This is a genomic window from Bacillus sp. YKCMOAS1 (genome assembly GCF_030268125.1).
Taxonomy (GTDB): domain Bacteria; phylum Bacillota; class Bacilli; order Bacillales; family Bacillaceae; genus Bacillus; species Bacillus safensis.
This window is the reverse complement of sequence record NZ_BSEI01000001.1, coordinates 935,443-955,443: the sequence shown is the minus strand read 5'-3', so window position 1 is coordinate 955,443 and position 20,001 is coordinate 935,443. Positions and strand designations below refer to the sequence as shown.

The window sequence follows — 20,001 nt, the reverse complement described above, 5'->3', positions numbered from 1 at the left end:
GGAGCTGACATCATACGTATACATAGAAGTACACATTGAGCAAGATATAGACAAAAGGATTGGATAGAGGTGAAGGTGTGAAACAAACAAAAGCGTTAGTAGAGGGCGCAATCATGATGAGTATTTTCTCGGTCATGATGCTGTTTTATTTGTATGTGCCGCTATTATCCATTATTTTCTTTCTAGCTGCTCCGATTCCGATCATCCTCTATACAATCAGACACGGCTTGAAAAAAGGAATTGCTGCTGGCGCTATTGGCATAGTGATCAGCTTTTTAATTGGGTCTATGGCTGGACTCATGAGTGCACCTATTCTGATTGCTGTCGGATTAGGCATGGGTGCTTTCTACAGCAGAAGGCAGCCTGGGAATGCCATCATTACAGGTGCGCTGATTTATTTATTCAGTTTTCTCATCTCTTTTGTTGTGAGTGTTCAGCTTTTTCAGATCGATATCATGAGTATTGCCAAGGAATCAATTGAGCAAATGATGCCGATAGTAGAGAGTGTTTTAAAGCAATCCGGGGCTTCTGAAAAGGACATAGCCAAACAGCTCAAACAGTTTAAAGAGATGCAGGATATGGCATTAAGTGCTTTACCTGTAGCGCTTTTGATCGCTGTTACTTTGATGGCTTTTGTGAATCATTGGTTCGTTCGACCTTTGCTCAAACGGTTTGTTTCAGACATGCCGGTTTTGAAGAAATTTAAGGATATGCGGCTGCCAAAAAGCATGGTATGGTATTATTTACTCACATTGCTTTTGATGCTGATTCAGACGGAAAAAGGCAGCTTTTTATGGCTCGTTCAAACGAGTGCGTTTCAAATTTTATTTATACTGGTGCTTATTCAGGGATTTTCTTTTCTCTTCTATTATTGCCACGAAAAAAACATCTCAAAAGCGGTACCCATTTTCGCTATCGTGTTAACGGTTTTCTTTCCGCCGATCGGTGTGATTGTGCGAATTATAGGGATTGCTGACATAGGCTTTGATTTAAGAGAAAAAGTAAAAAACAAATAATTCACTCTGAATGTTGAGGAGTTGATATCAGTGCCAAGCTTCTATAGAAAACCTGTCATCAAGTATCCGATCTTCGCGTTAATTGTTCTTGCGGTGGTCACAGTCCTCCTCAACCTTTATTTTAATTGGATCATAGGAGCGGTTGGTCTTTTCGTCCTTGCAGGTGTGCTCTACTTCTTAAAGTGGGCAGATACGCAAGTGCAGAAAGAGATTGATTCATATATTTCAACATTATCCTATCGAGTCAAAAAGGTTGGAGAAGAAGCATTAATGGAGATGCCAATTGGTATTATGCTGTTTAATGACCAGTATTATATCGAATGGACGAATCCATTTCTCGCTTCATGCTTTCATGAAAGCACACTTGTCGGCAGATCCTTGTACGATACATTCGAGTCCATTGTGCCTCTTATTAAACAAGAGGTCGAGACCGAAAATGTAACGCTGAATGACCGGAAATTCAAAGTCATTATTAAACGATCAGAGCGCCTTTTATATTTCTTTGATGTCACGGAACAGGTGCAGATTGAACGACAGTACGAAAATGAACGAACGGTTTTATCTTATATCTTTTTAGACAACTACGACGATGTCACGCAGGGCCTTGATGATCAAGTGCGCAGCGCGATTAATAGTGAAGTGACGTCTCTGCTCAACAATTGGGCACAAGAATACGGAATTTTCCTGAAGAGAATTTCGTCTGAACGATTTATGGCGGTCCTAAATGAGAGCATTTTAGCTGAGCTTGAAGCGTCGAAATTCTCCATTTTAGACGAGGTCCGTGAGAAAACAGGGGCACATAGTGCGACGCTTACTTTGAGTATCGGGATTGGTGCGTCCGTTCCTTCTTTGAAAGAGCTTGGGGCACTAGCGCAGTCGAGTCTTGACCTTGCCCTCGGACGAGGCGGGGATCAGGTCGCCATTAAACAGCCGAATGGAAAAGTGAAGTTCTACGGTGGAAAAACGAACCCAATGGAGAAACGGACACGCGTACGCGCACGGGTCATTTCTCATGCTTTAAAAGAAATTGTATCTGAAAGCGGTAATGTCATGATCATGGGGCATAAGTTCCCAGACATGGACTCAATCGGTGCTTCCATCGGGATTTTAAAGGTCGCCCAGGCCAATGGAAAAGAAGGCTATATTGTCATTGATGCCAACCAGATTGGCGACAGTGTTCAACGCTTAATTAGTGAAATTAAAAATTATGAAGAGCTTTGGTCACGTTTTATCACGCCAGAGGAAGCAATGGAGCTTGCAAAGGATGACACATTGCTTGTCGTCGTGGATACACATAAACCGTCTCTCGTCATGGAGGAACGACTGCTGAATAAGATTGAAAACGTCGTGGTCATTGACCATCATAGACGAGGCGAGGAATTTATCCGTGATCCTTTACTTGTTTATATGGAGCCGTATGCTTCATCTACAGCAGAGCTTGTGACAGAGCTCTTAGAGTATCAGCCGAAGAAATTGCGGATCAACATGATTGAGGCGACTGCGCTTCTTGCTGGGATCATCGTGGATACGAAGAGTTTCTCTCTGAGAACGGGGTCAAGAACGTTCGATGCAGCATCTTACCTTCGTGCAAAGGGAGCAGATCCTGTCCTTGTGCAAAAGTTTTTAAAAGAAACAGTCGATCATTACATCAAACGGGCAAAACTCATTCAGCATACAGAACTGTATCAAAATCAGGTGGCTATTGCTTCATTACCGTCTGACAGGTCGGAGTATTATGATCAAATTACGATTGCCCAGACGGCTGATTCCTTGTTGTCAATGAGTGAGGTAGAAGCGTCATTTGCTGTCGCTAGACGAGATGACGATACGGTATGCATTAGTGCCAGATCATTAGGGGATATCAACGTTCAAATTATTATGGAAGCACTAGACGGCGGCGGTCATTTGACTAACGCTGCTACCCAGATTTATGGTATAACCATTGAAGAAGCGGTAGGGAAGTTAAAGGCTGCCATAGACGAATATTTCGAAGGAGGGGTTCAAAGATGAAAGTCATCTTTCTAAAAGACGTAAAAGGCAAAGGGAAAAAAGGCGAAGTCAAGAATGTAGCTGACGGATACGCTCACAACTTTCTCATCAAACAAGGGTTAGCTGTTGAAGCAACTCCAACGAACCTAAGTGCATTGGAAGGGCAGAAAAACAAAGAGAAAAAGAATGCCATCCAAGAGCTTGAACAAGCAAAACAATTAAAAGAAACACTTGAGGCGTTAACAGTGGAACTCACTGCAAAATCAGGTGAAGGCGGCCGTTTGTTTGGCTCCATTACAAGCAAACAAATCGCTGATAAATTGCAAAAAGATCATCAAATTAAACTCGATAAGCGCAAAATCGAGCTGAATGATGCCATCCGTGCATTAGGTTACACAAATGTACCGGTAAAGCTTCATCCAGAGGTACAAGCAACGTTAAAGGTACATGTGACAGAGCAGGCATAAGCAGAAAAGAACCCGTCTCACGAGGAGGCGGGTTCTTTTTTATGAAGGATCTGAAATATAGACGCTGCGTCCGGCACGCATACCGGATAAAAACATGAAAAATAGGATGATGATAAAGATGATAATTGCTGGTGTCCATGTATGTGTGAAATCAAAAAGGATACCGATCATGAATGGACCAACAGCGGCTAATAAATAACCGAGTGACTGCGCCATTCCAGAGAGGGCAGCTGCTTGTTCCATATGTCTTGTCCGCAATCCAATGAAGGTGAGCGCTAGACTGATACTAGCACCTTGTCCAATGCCGATCAATAGGACAGAGATGACAAGAATAGGTGTCGATCCTCCGAGAAGAAGTCCAATCATGCCGAGTAAATACACAAGGACAAGGCCGGCGACAAGCGGTCTTTGCGTTTTTAATTTTTCTGCAAGAACGGGCGTTAAGAAGGTGGATGGCAGACCAGCGAACTGCATAATGGACAGCATCCAGCCAGCTGTTGATAGGTTCATTCCATGTGATGTTAAGATATCAGGAAACCAAGCGATGCTGCTATAGAAAAGGAATGATTGCAAGCCCATAAAAAAGGTCACTTGCCATGCGACACGTGAGCGCCATATTGGCTGCTCTGTAAGAGAAATGGTTTTGACGGCCGCTGTATTCTGATGAAGAAGCTGCGGCGCCCAAACCATCATGGCGAGAAGGGCAAGTCCAGCCCATACAAGGAATGATGTATTCCAGCCGCCAGGCATCGTATGACTGAGCGGAACACTGACACCTGATGCAAGTGCAGCGAAGACGGACATTGAAGTCGTATATACACTTGTCATCAAACCTGCATGTGCAGGAAATTTATGCTTCACAAGCCCCGGTAAGAGCACATTACAAATCGCAATTCCAACGCCGACAAGCGCCGTTCCAATCATTAAGAAGGTGATGGTGCCAAACGAGCGAATCACAATCCCAAACAGAAGGACAGCAAGTCCAAGCCAGAGGGTTCGTTCATTGCCAAGGCGTTTTCCGATTTTAGGTGCAATTGGAGAAAGCAATGCGAATGAGAGCAGTGGTAATGTCGTAAGAAAACCCGCCAGTCCATTTGAAAGCTGTAAATCGGAACGAATCGCGCCGATAACAGGGCCAACGGACGTAATGGCAGGCCGCAGATTAAATGCAATGAGCAAAATCCCAGCAATCAGCAGGATGGTTTGTCCTGTACTGCGAGGATGTAATGTTGATTTTTCTAGTTGTTGTTCCATGATTGCAAACTCCTTTATTTCTTTAAGAAGAACGATCTTTCTTCTGTTCAAGCTCCGCTAATTTAGCTAATAAGATATGCTGCGGCATATGCATAATTTGTTCTAACGGTACATTGAGTGATGCAGCAAGCTTTTGTGCGGTATCGGCTGAGATTTGTAAAGGTCTCATGCGCAAATCCCTCCTCTTTCAATCTATACGTTCCAATATATCATATCGGCTTTGTGTCATGCTGATAAAAAATTAGCGATCTTTTTTATAAAACCACATTAGAGCCGATAAGAAATTTTTTTGAAATTGTTTCAGATGATGGCCCTCTCCTTGTTCGATGTGATAGTGCAGCTGCCATTCCTGCATCCCTTTCTGTAATAAAAGATCATGCAGTTGTTTGGTGAATAACGGCATATGCTGTTGAACAGATGTTTTGCCTTTCCCTTCTTCACTGCCTACCGACAAATAGACAAGGTGATCCAGACACTGAATGTTTTGTTGTTTAGCAAATGGTAGAAAATCTTGATACCAAAACGACCCGGAGAGAGATGCGATGTTTTTAAAAAGTGCAGGGTGCATGAATAAAGTATAAATAGCAAATAGCCCGCCTAATGAAGCACCTACGTGGCTATGCTCATGACAGGTCTCTTGAACTGGATATTCACTTTTGATATATAGGAGCAAGTCATTCGCTAAAAATGACACATACGTCTGTGCCTCGCCTTTAAAGTCAGGGAACCCAGAACGCAGTGATGATGCCTTCCATGGGGTATATTCATCGAGTCGATTGAAGGGGTGTATGCCGACAATGATGATTGGTGAGATGGTTTTGGTTTCGATCATTCTTTCGATCTCTAGCAGGTGTGTTCTAAACAAAGAAGAGCCATCTTGTACAAAGACAGCTGGAACATGAATAGAGGTGTCCGGTGGTAGGTAAATATCAAGCTGACGCCCGTTAAACTCGTCATATAGAAACGTTCCGTTCATGTGTCATCTCTCCTCCAAGTTTTCAAGCTCCGCTGAAAAGAAGACAAAGGGCTAAAAATAAAAATCATTTTAGCCCTTTGTCATTCGTCACATCTCTTTTAGTTGTTTTGATCTAACCATTTCACGGCCTTATCAAGGAAGGTTGTCTTGCTTAGTGCTGTTCCTCCTTGAAGCATAGGGTCAACGGCATTTTCATTGATGTGCCCATTTTTCACAGCTTTTAGGCTTGTCCAAATTTTATTTTTCTCTAAGTCCTTCAATGCGTTCGGATTCGATGAGTTTTCCTCTTTAGAGAACTGAACAAAAATATAGTCAGGATTGAGTTCTCCTAGGCGCTCCAATGAAATCAATGCCTGTGCTTTGGCTTTTTTGATATCACTTGGTGCTGTAAATCCTAAGTCCCCATATAAAGTAGAGTTGAAGTATACGTCTTCAGGGTATACGTACAAGTCGCCCTGTCTAATGCGTAAAATGACAGCTGTTTTGTTGCTGCTTTTGTCTTTCAAAGTTTCTTTCGCTTGTTTGAGATCTTTCTGATAATCAGAGATGATGGTTTTGGCTTCTTTACTTTTTCCAGTCAGTTCGCCGAGTAATAATAGATTGTTTTCCCAGTCAGAAGAGACATGGGATACTGGGATCGTTGTTTTGACTTTATCTAGTTTTTTAATTGTTGCAGGCGGGAACTTGGTTGATCCGAGTATCACGTCTGGTTTTAGTTTTAGGATTTTTTCAAGGTTCGGTTCTGTTTTTTCCCCAATGCCTTCTGTTTTCGCTGTGATGTCTTTAAATAATTCAGGGAAAGTGCCGCCTACAGTAGAAGCACCAATAGGCTCGATACCAAGTAGTTTTGCATCTTCCATTGATTCTAGGCTTCCAGCAATGACGATTCGTTTCACTGGTGTTGTGAGTTTGTACGTTTGATCTAAGTATTTGATGTTTGTTTCAGCTGCTTCAGCTGACTTGCCTTTGGTTGTGTTTGAAGCAGGTTTATTTTCTGCAGCACCACAGGCTGCTGCGATGATCGTCATGATACAAAGGATAAGCAATGCGAACCATTTTTTCATTTGTTTTCTCCTTTAACTGATAATTGTTCTCAATTAAAGATTGTAGTAGTCTTTCGTCCTTTTATCCATAGACAATGATCTGTCATATGATGGACTTTTTACGGAAAAAAAGATAAAAGGTCCTGAATGACTCGTTGATGACTGGCTGCTGTGTATTCACGCCAAGGGTCAGACGTAAGTGGATAGACTGCTTGCTGCGTCACAGCCTTGAGATTTTGCCAAGCCTCCTGCTGCTTTAATTTTTGATAAAAAGCAATGGTTTTTGGCTCCTTATGCAGGAAAAGGAAGATGGTATCTGGATCTAGCTGTTGTATAGAGCGAATGCTGATTTTTTTTTCTGTTAGCTGGCCGTCATTCTGAAAAGCTGGCTGAAGACCAATGTCTTGAAAAATCACTTCTGACATGGTGCGATTCACAGACAAATAGAGTTGATCTTGAAAGATACGAAGAGGCAGGATAGTTTTTGGTGGATGATCAAAAAGGCATGCCTTTTTCGCTTGAATGACGAGTTCCTCGTAATGAATCAGCCATTCTTCTGCTTCCTTCGCTTCGTTTAAGAACATAGCTGTCTGTCTGAATTGAGTGCGCCAATCCAATTGTGTGAATGGAACAAAGTGAACAGGACAGATGGTTTTTAACACTTGTTTTTCTTCCTCTGTCACATGATCATTGGCAATGATCAGCTCAGGTTTTGTTTCCTTTAATAGCTGTAAATTGGCTTCAGCATGCTCGTTGATCCGATGTGCACTCAAGTGAATCGGAATTTCTTCTGCATAATGCTCAAAATCATGTGCTGTCCATTTAGGGTGAAGAGGGGCAGCATATGGGATGATATGAATGGGTGTGAGCTGGCCGAGTATGGAATGGCCATAGGCTGCAATTTTCCGCTGCCGGCTTTTCATATAAGTAGAAGGGGTCATGCCCGTTTTTTTCTTAAAGATGCGGCTGAAGTAATACGGATCTTGATAGCCGATTTCAAGTGCAATGTCTTTGAGCTTTGCGCTGCCTTTTGCCATTAATTGTTTGGCTCTAGCCATCCTTTTCTTGGTGATATAATCAGTGACACTCACATCAAAATGCTTTTTAAATAGCTCACTGTAATGATTAGAGCTGATGCCAGCCATATGAGATAGACTTGTCAGGCTGAGGGGTTCTTCGGAATGTTGATCGATATATTGTTTTGTTTTGAAAAGGGCATGTGCCGTGTCACAAATATCTTCTTTATGCAGTGTGAAAAGCTGCATAATGAGCTGCTGAAAAAGAGTTTGGCTTCTAAAAAAGCTAATGGATTCAGGTCTTTGCCATTCCTCTGTCATATCGGACAGTAAAGAATGAATTTGTTCAATCGAACTAATATCGATAAATTGCCATTTATTCAGTAAAGAACGGGCATGTTCCGTTGATACTTCTCCTATGTTTTGATCTTGCAGCGTGTAGAGCTGAAAGCGAAACAGATAGAGCTCGTGTTTTTGATAAGGCTCTGTTTTCAACATAAATGTTTCCCCAGGCATGATCGTATAGAGTGTCAGATGTTTCAATCGCCATTTTTGATCGTTCAATGTGAGTAAACCGCTGCCGCTTATGCTGAAGAGGAGGCAGAATGTATCTGATAGCTGCTGCTCTGTATGTGGAAGCTCTGCATTATTTATTTTTTCAGTATATGTTAATCGATAGATGAATTGTTCGGCATTTGCCAATGTACGTAATTGATTGTTGTTTCCCATAAAACCACCTGATCTCTTATTGATTGATAAACATTCTCAATTAAATTGTAGCAGAAAGAGCTGAAAGATGGTGATGTTTATCTGTCAAAAAAGCACCCTGAGTGAGATCAGGGTGCGCAGCGTGTAGACAAACCCTCGCATTCGCCCGCAGGTCTGAGCGTCGGTACTCACGAATGTCAAATTCGCTCCGTTCCGGTGCTCGCCCTTCCTAGACTGCAAAGGTTTTCTATCACGCTGAAAAGAAGACAAAGGGCTAAAATCAAGATCATTTTAGCCCTTTGTCAAAAATCATCGCACCCTGAGTGAGATCAGGGGTGCGATGATTTATTCCGTTTTTCCATGTGCTAGTGCAGGTTCTTTTGTTAAGCTTAATGGCCGCAAGTCCTGCCAGTGTGTCTGGATATAATCGATGCAGGCATTTCTAGTGTCTTCACCAAAGACTTTTTCCCATCCATCTGGTACTGGTGCAAATGATGGCCAAAGTGAATGCTGTCCTTGTTCATTGACAAGCACAAGAAATACACCGTCTTCACGATCAAAGGGATTTGTCATTTGTCATCTCTCCTTTATTCTTAGTGCTTTTGTTTGACCCGATGCAGTGCGTTGTCTAAGATGACACCAATTTCTGCTAGGGGTTTAGGCTGGCACATGTCTTTGTGCCGGCAATGAATGTCGTGTTGTTCGATTGTTCCGTTGATATAAGGTGCCCATGCTTCGGGATCAATTGGTGTAAACCAATCTGGGATAATGGTAGATCTAAAGAATAATATGTCTCCCTGATAAGTTTTTGGCTGATATTCTCCGAGCAATCGAACTGAATTCACATAGGTTTCTTTTAGATTTCTAATGGCATCTTCACTTAAGCTTGCTAGTGCACTGCCATCTTTTTTCAAAATGTCGACGGCACTTTTCATCGTGAGCGGTTCACCTGTTAAGGTATCTGGATCATAACCGCCGAGCGCAAGAAGAGCGATTAGTGCTTCTTCTTCATCAGGTGCTTCTTTAATCGGTAAGAAATGGTTTGGATAGGCATCCAGCATCGCAACGAGTGCGATTTCTTCACCTTGCTGCTGGAGCTGTGTAGCCATTGCTTGTACAACGTTTCCACCTAATGACCAGCCAAGAAGATGATAAGGACCTTTTGGCTGAATTGTTTGGATGTGCTTGATGTAATCCGCAGCCATATCATCTAGTGTGTGCGGGTAGGCATCTTTTCTTGCGATTCCTCGTGCCTGTAATCCATAAATAGGGATGTCTTTCTCTAATGTATTCAAGAGACCGGCATAGCACCAGCTAAGACCACCTGCTGGGTGAACACAGAAGAGAGGATACCTTTCTCCATTTGTTCGCAGCGGCAGCAAGATGTCTAGTGCGTTTTCATCGCTTCCTGTTTCTAGTTTCTCTGCCAAACTTGCCACATTTGGTGCTTCAAACAATGTTCCGATACTTAGTTTGACACCAAGTGCATCACGAATGCGGCTGATTAAACGAACTGCAAGCAGTGAATGCCCGCCAATGTCAAAAAAGCGATCGTCTATGCTGATTTTAGGCAAATCAAGCACCTCTTCAAAGAGATGACATAGGATTTCCTCTTTCGGATTTCTTGGGCCGCGGCCATCCGCTTGCTGTATATGCAATTGAGGGGCCGGCAGTGATTTTTGATCAAGCTTCCCGTTTGCTGTAAGCGGCATGGCGTCAATCTGTACATATGCTGCGGGCACCATATAATCAGGAAGACTGGCTGCTGCAAAATGACGAAGGGCTTCAGTATCGAAATGGTCTTCTTCCGTTGTGACGATATATGCGACTAAGCGCTTGTCGCCAGGCTGATCCTCTCGCATTATGACGGCCACTTGTGCAACTGCATCATGGCGTGCCAGAACGGCTTCGATTTCTCCAAGTTCAATACGGAATCCGCGTATTTTAATTTGATGATCAGCTCTGCCAATGTAATCAAGAGCCCCTTCTTCTGTCCAGCGCGCAAGGTCGCCTGTACGATACATCCTTGTGCCAGGTGCTCCATATGGATCGGCAGGGAATCGATCTGATGTCAGGTCAGGTCTGCCAAGATAACCTCTTGCAAGGCCAGCTCCAGCTACATACATTTCACCTGTTGTCCCAGGGGGAACAGGCTGCAGGTATTCATCAAGTACGTAAACGTGTAAATCAGGAATCGGTTCGCCGATTAAACTGCTGGAGTTCTTTGTGATCATGTCTCGATTGAGTTCATTGTACGTAACGTGTACGGTGGTTTCTGTAATGCCGTACATGTTAATTAGCTTTGGCTTACAGTCTGAGTGACGGCTGTACCAATCTTCTAATCTGCTAAGCTCTAATGCTTCACCGCCAAAGATGACATAGCGGAGTGATAATGCTTGGCCTAGTGTTTGTTGTTCCTTGTCTATCTGCATGAGCTGATAGAAGGCAGAAGGTGTTTGATTAAGCACAGTTACCCCTTCCTCGACTAGAAGCTGCAGCATCTCTTCAGGGGAGCGAGAGATGGTATGAGGTACAATGACAAGACGGCCGCCATATAAAAGTGGTCCCCATATTTCCCATACTGAAAAATCAAAGGCATATGAATGGAACATTGTCCAAACATCCTCTTCATCAAAATGGAACCAATGTTCAGTAGATGTCAGAAGACGGATGACATTTTGATGTGGGATGACCACTCCTTTTGGTTTCCCTGTAGAACCGGATGTATAAATAATATAGGCCGGATGCAGAGAAGATAGCGGTTCAATTCTGTCTATATCAGCCGGATTATGATTTGGCATAGTCAGCAAATGATCGCTCGTTTCTTTTTCGTCTAACAAAATCAAATCGCAATCAGCAGGGAGATGCACTGCATCTGCTTTTGTTGTGATGCTGCAAACTGGTTTGGCATCTTGTATCATGTATGCCAGCCTGTCTGCTGGATAGTCAGGATCAAGCGGAACATAGGCTGCGCCTGCTTTATGAACGGCTAACAAGCTTACGAGCATGTCGATTGATCTAGGCAGGGCAAGTGCAACGAACTGTTCTGGTCCAACGCCCCTTTGTATTAATAAATGAGCAAGACGATTGGCTTTGTTGTTTAACTCACCATAGGTAAGCTGCTTATTGCCATACGTTACAGCCACTCGATCAGGATATTGCTGCGCCGTTTTTTCAAATAAGGCTGGGAGACTATGTGCTTGATCTAACTGAGCGAATGTCTTTTTATCAGGGAGAAATGTTTGCCGTTCTTTATCTGATAAAATGTTCACTTGACCAATAGGCACGTGTGGGCGCTCAGTCACTTCAGTTAAAAAGCGCTTCATTCTGTCAGCAATTGCTCGAATGGTGCTTTCTTTAAATACATCTGTACTGAATTCAAACAAACCTGTTAATCCTGCTGCTGATCCAGTTTCAGTTCTTTGTTCTGTCAATTCGATGGTCAGATCAAATTTAGCTGACCCTACTGGTTTCACGTAAAGATCTGAGTCAAGCTGTGTCAGCTTCATTTCTGCCTTCGGTGTATTTTGGAAGGCAAGCATGACTTGGAACAATGGATTTCGTGATCTGGATCTGGTTGGATTTAGGATTTCGACTAGCCGTTCAAATGGCAGATCCTGATGCTCATAGGCAGCTAAGTCAACGTCTCGCACTCGCTTCAATAGCTCACTAAAGGTTGGATTACCATCTGTATTTGTACGTAATACTAATGTGTTCACAAACAAGCCCACAATGTCGTCAAGTGCATCGTCATTCCGTCCAGCAATCGGACTGCCGATTGGGATATCTGTCCCCGCTCCAAGGCGTGTCATTAATGCTGCAAGTGATGCTTGAAGCACCATGAACAAACTCACTTGATGCTGCTTGGCAAGCTCAAGGAGATTCTGATGTAAAGCGGGTTCAATCGTAAAGTCTATCGTCGCACCGTTGAAGCTTCCTTCCTGTGGACGCGGGAAGTCATAAGGCAGCTCAAGTTCTTCAGGCAAGTCATGTAAGGCACTTTTCCAATAGCTGAGCTGCTTGGCAAATAGACTATCCGTCTCTTCTTCACTACCCAACAGCTTCTGCTGCCAAATAGCATAGTCAGCATATTGAACAGGTTCTGCTGGCAAGGAGATGGATTTTCCTTGTATACGGGCTTCGTAAGCAGCAGCTAAGTCTCGCGTCAATGGTGCAAGTGACCAACCGTCACCAGCGATGTGATGCAGCAATAGAAGCAGGACGGATCGGTTTGCATCAAGCGTGAATAACTCTGCTCGCAGTGCAGGTTCTTCTTCAATTCTAAAGCTATAGCGAATGGCTTCGTTTAACTGACTCTCAATTTGTTGATCGGTTGAAGCTGTGACATGGAGTTCAGGCTGGACACTTTTCGGATGTAAAATGACCTGTCTTGGCATGCCGTTCTTATCTGGAAAAATGGTTCTAAGGGTTTCATGTTTTTCAGTGATATCTGCCAGTGCACCAATTAGAGCTGTTTGATCTAGTGTACCTGTCAGTTGAATGACAAGTGGAATATTGTAAGTTGGACTTGGCCCTTCAAGGCAATGAAGGAACCAGAGCCGTTTTTGGGCAAAGGATAATGGAATTTCATCTGGCTTGTCTTCAACCTGAAGCGGCGGCCGAATGTCCTTCGCTTTGTCAATGTGCTGCGCAAGCTCAGCAACCCGAGGCGATTCAAAAATGGTACTCATGCTTAGGTCTGCACCAAGTGTATTGCGTATACGTCTAAGCAGACGAGCGGCGAGTAAGGAATGTCCTCCTAAGTCAAAGAAACTATCATCTATGCCAATTTGAGATAGGCCAAGGGTTTCTGCAAATAAACTACATAACATGTCTTCTTGTGGTGTTCTAGGTGTCCGCTCAGAACTAACTAAAGACATATTTGGTATTGGTAATGCTTTGCGATCGATTTTGCCGTTTGGTGTAAGTGGAAGTTCTGGCAAAACGACAACAGCAGAAGGCACCATGTAATCAGGAAGTAATGAAGCCACAAACTGCCTGAGCTCTGAAGGGTGCAGAGACGAGCCGTCTGTCAGCACAACATATGCACAAAGCAGCTGTTGTCCAGGTTGATCCTCACGAACGATAACAGATGTATGCTTAATGGCTTGGTGCTGCATCATCACGGTTTCGATTTCACCTAGTTCAATACGGAAGCCGCGGATTTTAATTTGATGATCGGCACGGCTGATATAATCAATCGAACCATCTTCACGCCATCTGGCTAAATCACCAGTACGATACATTCTCGTGCCGCTTGTGCCGAATGGATCAGCGACAAAACGTTCAGCCGTTAAATCATATCGTCCAAGATATCCTCTGGATACTCCTTCACCAGCAATATAAAGTTCACCGATTGACCCTGCTGGGACTGGGTTTAGTCCTTCATCTAAAATATAAACGCTCGTATTCCAAATGGGTTTACCAATTGCCGGCCCGCTATTCTCTCGATGTGCTGTGACATTTTCCATCGTAGACCAGATCGTCGTTTCTGTAGGTCCGTACAAATTGGTAATGTCGCATTGAAGAGATTGCAAGGTATGCAAAAGGGAGGCAGGGAGTGCTTCTCCTCCAACAAGAACTCGCATACCTGTAATCACGTCAGGATATTCATCTGCCAATGCATGCCACAACGTTGGTGTTGCCTGCATGATGGTGACATGATGAGAACGAATCATGTCAGAAAGCTTTGCTGGTTCTTGTATGGTTTCTTTTTTTGCCAATAAAATAGCAGCCCCATGTAATAGCGGTAGGAACATTTCCAACCCGGAAATATCAAAGGCAATGGTCGTTACGGCTAATAGTTGGTCTTCTTGATCTAATAAAAATGAATCTTGCATGGACAATATAAAGTTGATTACATTTCGCTTTGTTACAACAACACCCTTTGGTTTGCCTGTCGATCCTGATGTGTAGAGGATGTAGGCCGGGTGATGTGGAGAGCCCTCGCTCCATGTCGGATTGAGATTTGGACTGCCTGCTATCTCCTGATGAACAGTTGAATTGTCAAGTTGAACGATGTGCGGATGGTCCAAACCGTCTGCTGTCTCTTTGACTGTGAGCAAGCATGCCGGTTTGGCATCTTCTAGCATATAGGCGACTCGATCGTTAGGGTAATCAGGGTCTAATGGCAGATATGCAGCTCCCGTTTTGACGACGGCTAATAGACTTACGACCATATCGATGGATCGAGGCAGAGCAATGGCGACAAATTGTTCTGGCCCAATGCCGTGTTTTTTCAAATAATGAGCTAATTGATTTGCCCGCTGATTTAGCTCTTCGTAAGTCAAAGTGATTCCTTCAAACTGTAGTGCTTTTGCTTGTGGCGTTTTGCTCACCTGTTTTTCAAACAGTTCCCGTAAAGATTCCTTTGGTAATTCTCGTTTTGTATCATTCCAGTGCTTGAGAATGGTCTCTTTCTCTTCAGACAAAAGAAGGTTGAATTGACTGATCGTTTGATCTTGCTCTAGTCCGGTTATTTCCTCCAGCAATTGAAGAAAACGCTGCTGATGAGCGTCAACTGCTTGCTCTTTATAAACGGCAGGGTTTGCATCAAAGTCGATTTGAAATCCGTTCCCATCCGCGCGATCGTATATGTTGATCGATATATCATCCACGGGTCCTGCTGAAAGATTATGTGCTTGACCCATGCTCTGATCGAACATGAGATCATAATCAAATGGCATGATATTGATCTGCGGGCCAAATAATCGCTGATTTCTTCCGATAAGTTTAAAGTCTCTCCGCATGTCCTCGTGACGATATCGTTGATGAGGACGAATGGCTTTTAGCTCATCAGATACTTGGCGAACAAGTGCTGAGAGCGTCATTTCTGGTTTACATGTTAAACGAAGCGGTACTAGGTTCATGACCATTCCGGGAGTTTGTAAGGCGCACGATCCAAGGCGCATCATCACAGGTAATCCTAAAACAATATCATGTGCACCAGTCATACGGTGCATATAGAGTGCGGATGCCGCAAGAATCATTTCATGCCACGTACCACCGAAGGCTAGAGCATTTTTTTTCATTTTGCTTACCTTTGCAGCATCGTAGCTAGCTGTTTTTCGGATAAAATGATCCGACGTTCTTGGGGCAAGCTCAGCAAGGCTGACAATTTCAGGTTGATCAGCAAAGCGATTTTTCCAAAACGCTCGATCATCTTCATATCGATTGGACTGTTGATAAGTGATCTCCTCTTGAACTACGTCATGTAAGACTCCAAATGTTTGAGGAGGCACAGGTGTCCCTTTCGATAGAGCGGAATAGACCTCAGCAACACGACGTGCAATGAGCGAAAAGGCGAATCCATCAATGGCAATGTGATGAATGCGCTGATACCAAATAAATCGATCGTCAGCAAGTTGAAAAAGTACTTCACGGAATAATACATCTTTCTCTAAAGAGACTGGCGTTGAAAGATCTGCCTTCATCCATGCTTTAGCCGCATCAAGCGGCTGTTTTTCATTTTGTAAATTGATAAATTGAAATGGAATCTCTTTCTTAGATGTCAACCATTGCTTTGGACCGTCAGTATCCTCAACGAAGCGCATATACAAAGAATCTGCTTCTAAGACAGTTTTTCTAATGGCTGCTTCAAAGTGTATGGGGTCAATAGGACCTTTAATATCTATATACTCAGCTGTATTGAAAATAGGATTAGATGGATCAAGCTGCTGCGCATACCAAATGCCTGATTGGGCACCGGTTAGTGGAAATGAATCGACTGACTGGATCGACAAGGGTCTATACCTCCTTTACAAGTAATCGATATTTGGAATAGATGGTTGTTTGTCTGGGAAAAGAAGAGTCCGCCAATGAGCGAGTGTTGGATTTGCTGCAAGCTCAACGAAATTGACTGTTGCTCCTTGTTGTCTCCACTTTTCTGCTAGGCTCATCATTCTAATAGAATCAAGTCCAAGGTAGACGAGATTCTCGTCAAGCGGTATTTCATTCGGCTCCATTTGGAGATACTCAGCTACTTGCTGAAGAATGGCCTCAAAGGATAGGTCATCATTTTCTGCTTCCTGTCCTGTTAAACGACCAATGATTTGATTTGTTGTTGTGGTGACCGCACAGCGTTCAGCTGCATAGGTCATCGCCATTTTGTGATGCTTAAGTGAAAAGTCAGCGACGGCATCGGCGACAAAAAAGGTTTCAATATCGAGCATAAATGCTTCTGCGGCTGTCAGCATACAGCCAATATGTGCATATACGCCAGTAATGATCAGTTGATCACGTCCGCCTTCTTGAAGAATTTCCAAAAAATTAGATTTCTTGAATGCACTATAACGCCATTTTGTCAGCATTGTATCTTCCTCAGATGGAGCAAGCTGATCAATGATTTTTGTCAATGCTTCATCATCACCAAGTCCAGGTCCCCAAAAATCTGTTAATAGGGCACGATCCTTCGGGTCTTGGTCACCAGGCTGTGCTGTATAGACGACTGGAATGCCAAGTTCATTGCATGTATCACGTAATTGTTCAATATGCTGAACTAATTCTGTAATCGGTGATGTATCTTGTTGAAATGCATTTAAAAAATATTGCTGCATGTCATGTATCAGCAGAACAGCACGTTTCGGATCTGGTATCCAGTTCACTTTATTTTCTGGTAAATCTTGTGTGCCTGGCATTGGATACGCAGGAATAGTAGGGATTGCCATGGTTTTCACTCCTCATTTTTATACGTTGGCAGTATGGGTTGCAGCTAATTCTCTTAATGCTTTTTTACTGACTTTGCCTACACCTGTTTGTGGGAACGCATCGATCCATTCAATGCGGTCAGGAATTTTATAGGCTGCGAGCCCGCGTTCTCTTAGAAATGATTTTAAGACGTGCGGTGCTGGTTTGTTGTTTCCTTTCGCGATAACAAAGGCACATGAGCGTTCGCCAAGAAATGGATCCGGCATGGATACCATGGCGGCATCATGAATGTCAGCATGCGCAAGTAAATGGTTTTCAACTTCTTCAGCGGCAACCTTTTCACCGCCACGATTGATTTGATCCTTGTCTCTGCCTTCTACAACAACATTTCCTTCTTTGGTTAATCGCACGATGTCACCTGTTCTGTAAAAGCCATCGGGTGTAAATGCTTTTTTGTTTTGTTCATCGGCTTTATAGTAGCCGCGAATCGTATAAGGTCCTCTTGTTAAAAGATGTCCAGCCACTTCATGCGAGACGGGCTTGTCCTCATCATCAACCACTAGTACCTCATCATATTCAGACATCGGGCGTCCTTGTGTATGAATAATGACATGTTCAGGATCATCTAATCTGGTATAGTTGACCAGACCTTCTGCCATGCCAAAAACTTGCTGTAACTTACATCCAAGGGCAGGCATCACTCGTTTTGCTGCCTCAGCACTGAATTTAGCACCGCCGACTTGTAAGACTTCAAGACTCGATAAGTCATCTGATCGATGAGGAGCGGCCTCTAGCCAAATCAATGCGATAGGTGGAACGACAGCGGTAATGGTCGCCCGTTCTTTTTCAATGAGTGGAAAGATTACATCAGGGCTTGATCCAGGTGCAAGAACGACTCTTCCGCCTGCGTATAACGTCCCAAGGACTCCAGGCGAGCTTAATGGATAGTTGTGCGCAACTGGAAGTGCAGCTAGATACACACTTTCTTGCGTGAGCTCGCACACCTCATTGCTTTTCCAAAGACTATAAATATAGTCATCATGCGTGCGAGGGATCAGCTTAGAAAGGCCTGTGCTGCCTCCAGATAACTGAAGAAATGCAATATCGCTTGCCTCTACATGAATGTGCGGATCAAGTGCTGGGTCCTTGCGCAGATCATCTAAGCCAAGGAATTCCTCAGCTTCCCCTGCAACAATGACATGAGGTAATGAGGGAAGCTTTTCTTTCACTTGACGTGCGAGTGTTCGATAATCAAAGCCGCCATCGATATCCGGTATGACATATGCGTCTGCTTCGGCAAACTCAATAAAATAAGTGATTTCACTGCTTCTATGAGACGGCAGAGAGAAGACGGGTAAAGCACCGATTCGAAATAAAGCGAAAATGACCTCAAAAAAAGCAGGAATGTTCGGAAGCTGCACGACAACTCGACTTCCTTTTTGAATGCCAAGCTGATGAAAACCGGCAGCAAGACTGCTGACGCGCTCATCGAGTTCTTGGTAGCTCATGTGCGTATCAGCGTATGTAATCGCTGTTTTATTTCCTAACGATGCGGCACGTGCACGAAGCATACCGCCAAAGGTTTCCCCACGCCAACAGCCGTTTTCACGGTAGCGTTTTGCAAATTCTTCTGGCCATGTAGGTGGTTGAACAAACATGTTTTTGTCATCTCCTAAGAATTTTTATAGCTGATGGATGCCCATCGCATGAAGCATTGTGTTGAATTTTGCAGATGTTTCAGCTAGCTCTTCTTCTGCCTTTGACCCTTTGACCACTCCTGCACCAGCAAAAAGGCGAAGGGAGTGACCCTCAGCTTCTGCACAACGAATGGTGACAATCCAATCACCATCACCATTTTCATCTGCCCAGCCGATCATTCCTGTGAAAAATCCTCGATCGAAGGGTTCGATTGCTTGGATGGCTTCACGTGCATCTGCTGTAGGTGTTCCGCATACTGCAGGTGTTGGATGAAGGCTCAGCGCTATATCAATTGAGGACACATTTGGATCTGCTAATTCACCTTTTACGACAGTAGATAAATGCCACATCGTTTCTGTTTGTATGACGGAGGGTGATGCAGGCACATCTAGTGTATGACAGTAAGGAGCAAGCGCTTTAGTGACAGCTTCGACAACCACTGCATGCTCGTGTAAATCCTTCGCTGAAGTAAGGAGTTCATCGTGACGGCGCTTGTCTTCTACTGGATCTGAACTGCGGGGCCGAGAACCAGCGAGTGGATTGGAAATCACAGATGAACCAGTTTTTGAAAGAAGCAGCTCAGGACTTGCCCCAAGAAGTGTTCGCTTTTCGGAAGATGCCGGGTCAGCTACATTTGTAGCAAACGTATAGCCAGTCGTATTATGGCGAGCCAGTCGTTCGAGTATTGCTTTCGTATGAATTTCTTGATTTGATTTGAGATGGAGGGATCGAGAGAGTACGATTTTGCTAAGCTCTCCGCTCTCAATTTTAGCTAACCCTTCGTTCACACCTTCCATGTAGACATCTGGAGCAGGGACAGGTGTCACCTCATAAGATGGAGATGCAGCTTCTGGTTCCTCATCAGCTTGTTGAAATTCGAGTGGATCACTAAACTGTACATGGACTGGCACATTTAAACGAACGGGCTGCACTGGATCAAACGGGACAGCACCAGCAACAATCGGTGCTTGAATACCAGCTTGTTTGGCAGCGTCAAATACGTGCGCTACCTTTGTGGATAGTTCATTTAGTTGATTGGTTTCAATATGCTTGAATATCCCTTCGGCAAGTATCGTGCGTTTAGGAGAAGCAAGGAAAAAAGCGCCTGGCTGATAGTCTTGAAGCAACTGTACTTTTTCTTTTGACGACAATAATGAATGTTTCATGAAAAGGCCTCCTTTTGAATGA

At 43.7% G+C, this 20,001-nt stretch carries 13 protein-coding genes; 3 read left to right on the top strand and 10 right to left on the bottom strand.

Annotated features, from left to right (window positions below):
* The first annotated feature begins 77 nt into the window (after positions 1-77).
* Genes QSJ46_RS04830 through rplI form a run of 3 tightly spaced genes read left to right on the top strand, consistent with a single transcriptional unit; the run spans position 78 to position 3,472 of the window.
* On the top strand, positions 78-1,016 hold the full coding sequence (locus QSJ46_RS04830; protein ID WP_142398061.1) for a YybS family protein: 939 nt from the start codon (positions 78-80) through the stop codon (positions 1,014-1,016).
* Between the two features lie 30 nt (positions 1,017-1,046).
* Complete coding sequence (locus QSJ46_RS04825) at positions 1,047-3,026, top strand: DHH family phosphoesterase (protein WP_024427639.1); 1,980 nt, start codon at positions 1,047-1,049, stop codon at positions 3,024-3,026.
* A complete protein-coding gene (gene rplI / locus QSJ46_RS04820) occupies positions 3,023-3,472 on the top strand; it encodes a 50S ribosomal protein L9 (RefSeq protein ID WP_008359128.1) in 450 nt (149 codons plus the stop codon). Before QSJ46_RS04825 ends, rplI begins: the two co-directional genes overlap by 4 nt.
* 39 nt (positions 3,473-3,511) lie before the next feature.
* Here rplI and QSJ46_RS04815 read toward each other — a convergent pair whose 3' ends face one another.
* From QSJ46_RS04815 to dhbC, 10 genes are all read right to left on the bottom strand, one after another.
* Entirely contained in the window at positions 3,512-4,726 is a 1,215-nt protein-coding gene (locus QSJ46_RS04815; protein WP_039182887.1) for a CynX/NimT family MFS transporter, read from the bottom strand.
* Positions 4,727-4,748: 22 nt separating this feature from the next.
* Positions 4,749-4,895: a YycC family protein gene (locus QSJ46_RS04810; protein ID WP_064498621.1), complete on the bottom strand. Its 147-nt coding sequence runs from the start codon at positions 4,893-4,895 to the stop codon at positions 4,749-4,751.
* 72 nt (positions 4,896-4,967) lie between these two features.
* Positions 4,968-5,702 (bottom strand): alpha/beta hydrolase, encoded by a 735-nt coding sequence (locus QSJ46_RS04805; RefSeq protein WP_107164218.1) that lies wholly within the window; start codon positions 5,700-5,702, stop codon positions 4,968-4,970.
* Between the two features lie 98 nt (positions 5,703-5,800).
* A complete protein-coding gene (locus QSJ46_RS04800) occupies positions 5,801-6,766 on the bottom strand; it encodes an ABC transporter substrate-binding protein (protein WP_212040488.1) in 966 nt (321 codons plus the stop codon).
* A gap of 98 nt (positions 6,767-6,864) precedes the next feature.
* The gene (locus QSJ46_RS04795) at positions 6,865-8,490 is read right to left on the bottom strand and encodes an AraC family transcriptional regulator (protein WP_285604365.1); all 1,626 of its coding nucleotides are present in this window, start codon (positions 8,488-8,490) and stop codon (positions 6,865-6,867) included.
* Positions 8,491-8,814: 324 nt separating this feature from the next.
* Positions 8,815-9,042 (bottom strand): MbtH family protein, encoded by a 228-nt coding sequence (locus QSJ46_RS04790; protein WP_025093680.1) that lies wholly within the window; start codon positions 9,040-9,042, stop codon positions 8,815-8,817.
* A gap of 20 nt (positions 9,043-9,062) precedes the next feature.
* On the bottom strand, positions 9,063-16,211 hold the full coding sequence (locus QSJ46_RS04785) for an amino acid adenylation domain-containing protein (protein WP_285604364.1): 7,149 nt from the start codon (positions 16,209-16,211) through the stop codon (positions 9,063-9,065).
* 15 nt (positions 16,212-16,226) lie between these two features.
* Positions 16,227-17,135 carry an isochorismatase family protein gene (locus QSJ46_RS04780; protein WP_224930962.1) on the bottom strand — a complete coding sequence of 303 codons (909 nt, stop codon included), beginning with the start codon at positions 17,133-17,135 and terminating at the stop codon, positions 16,227-16,229.
* An 18-nt stretch (positions 17,136-17,153) separates the two neighbouring features.
* The gene (locus QSJ46_RS04775; protein ID WP_047203199.1) at positions 17,154-18,773 is read right to left on the bottom strand and encodes a (2,3-dihydroxybenzoyl)adenylate synthase; all 1,620 of its coding nucleotides are present in this window, start codon (positions 18,771-18,773) and stop codon (positions 17,154-17,156) included.
* Between the two features lie 24 nt (positions 18,774-18,797).
* Positions 18,798-19,979 carry an isochorismate synthase DhbC gene (dhbC, locus tag QSJ46_RS04770; RefSeq protein ID WP_224930959.1) on the bottom strand — a complete coding sequence of 394 codons (1,182 nt, stop codon included), beginning with the start codon at positions 19,977-19,979 and terminating at the stop codon, positions 18,798-18,800.
* Between the last annotated feature and the right edge of the window lie 22 nt (positions 19,980-20,001).

Coding starts and splice junctions, on each gene's coding strand:
- rplI (WP_008359128.1), top strand. CDS start 3,023: ATGAAAGTCATCTTTCTAAAAGACGTAAAAGGCAAAGGGAAAAAAGGC.
- QSJ46_RS04815 (WP_039182887.1), bottom strand. CDS start 4,726: ATGGAACAACAACTAGAAAAATCAACATTACATCCTCGCAGTACAGGA.
- QSJ46_RS04810 (WP_064498621.1), bottom strand. CDS start 4,895: ATGAGACCTTTACAAATCTCAGCCGATACCGCACAAAAGCTTGCTGCA.
- QSJ46_RS04805 (WP_107164218.1), bottom strand. CDS start 5,702: ATGAACGGAACGTTTCTATATGACGAGTTTAACGGGCGTCAGCTTGAT.
- QSJ46_RS04800 (WP_212040488.1), bottom strand. CDS start 6,766: ATGAAAAAATGGTTCGCATTGCTTATCCTTTGTATCATGACGATCATC.
- QSJ46_RS04795 (WP_285604365.1), bottom strand. CDS start 8,490: ATGGGAAACAACAATCAATTACGTACATTGGCAAATGCCGAACAATTC.
- QSJ46_RS04790 (WP_025093680.1), bottom strand. CDS start 9,042: ATGACAAATCCCTTTGATCGTGAAGACGGTGTATTTCTTGTGCTTGTC.
- QSJ46_RS04780 (WP_224930962.1), bottom strand. CDS start 17,135: ATGGCAATCCCTACTATTCCTGCGTATCCAATGCCAGGCACACAAGAT.
- QSJ46_RS04775 (WP_047203199.1), bottom strand. CDS start 18,773: ATGTTTGTTCAACCACCTACATGGCCAGAAGAATTTGCAAAACGCTAC.
- dhbC (WP_224930959.1), bottom strand. CDS start 19,979: ATGAAACATTCATTATTGTCGTCAAAAGAAAAAGTACAGTTGCTTCAA.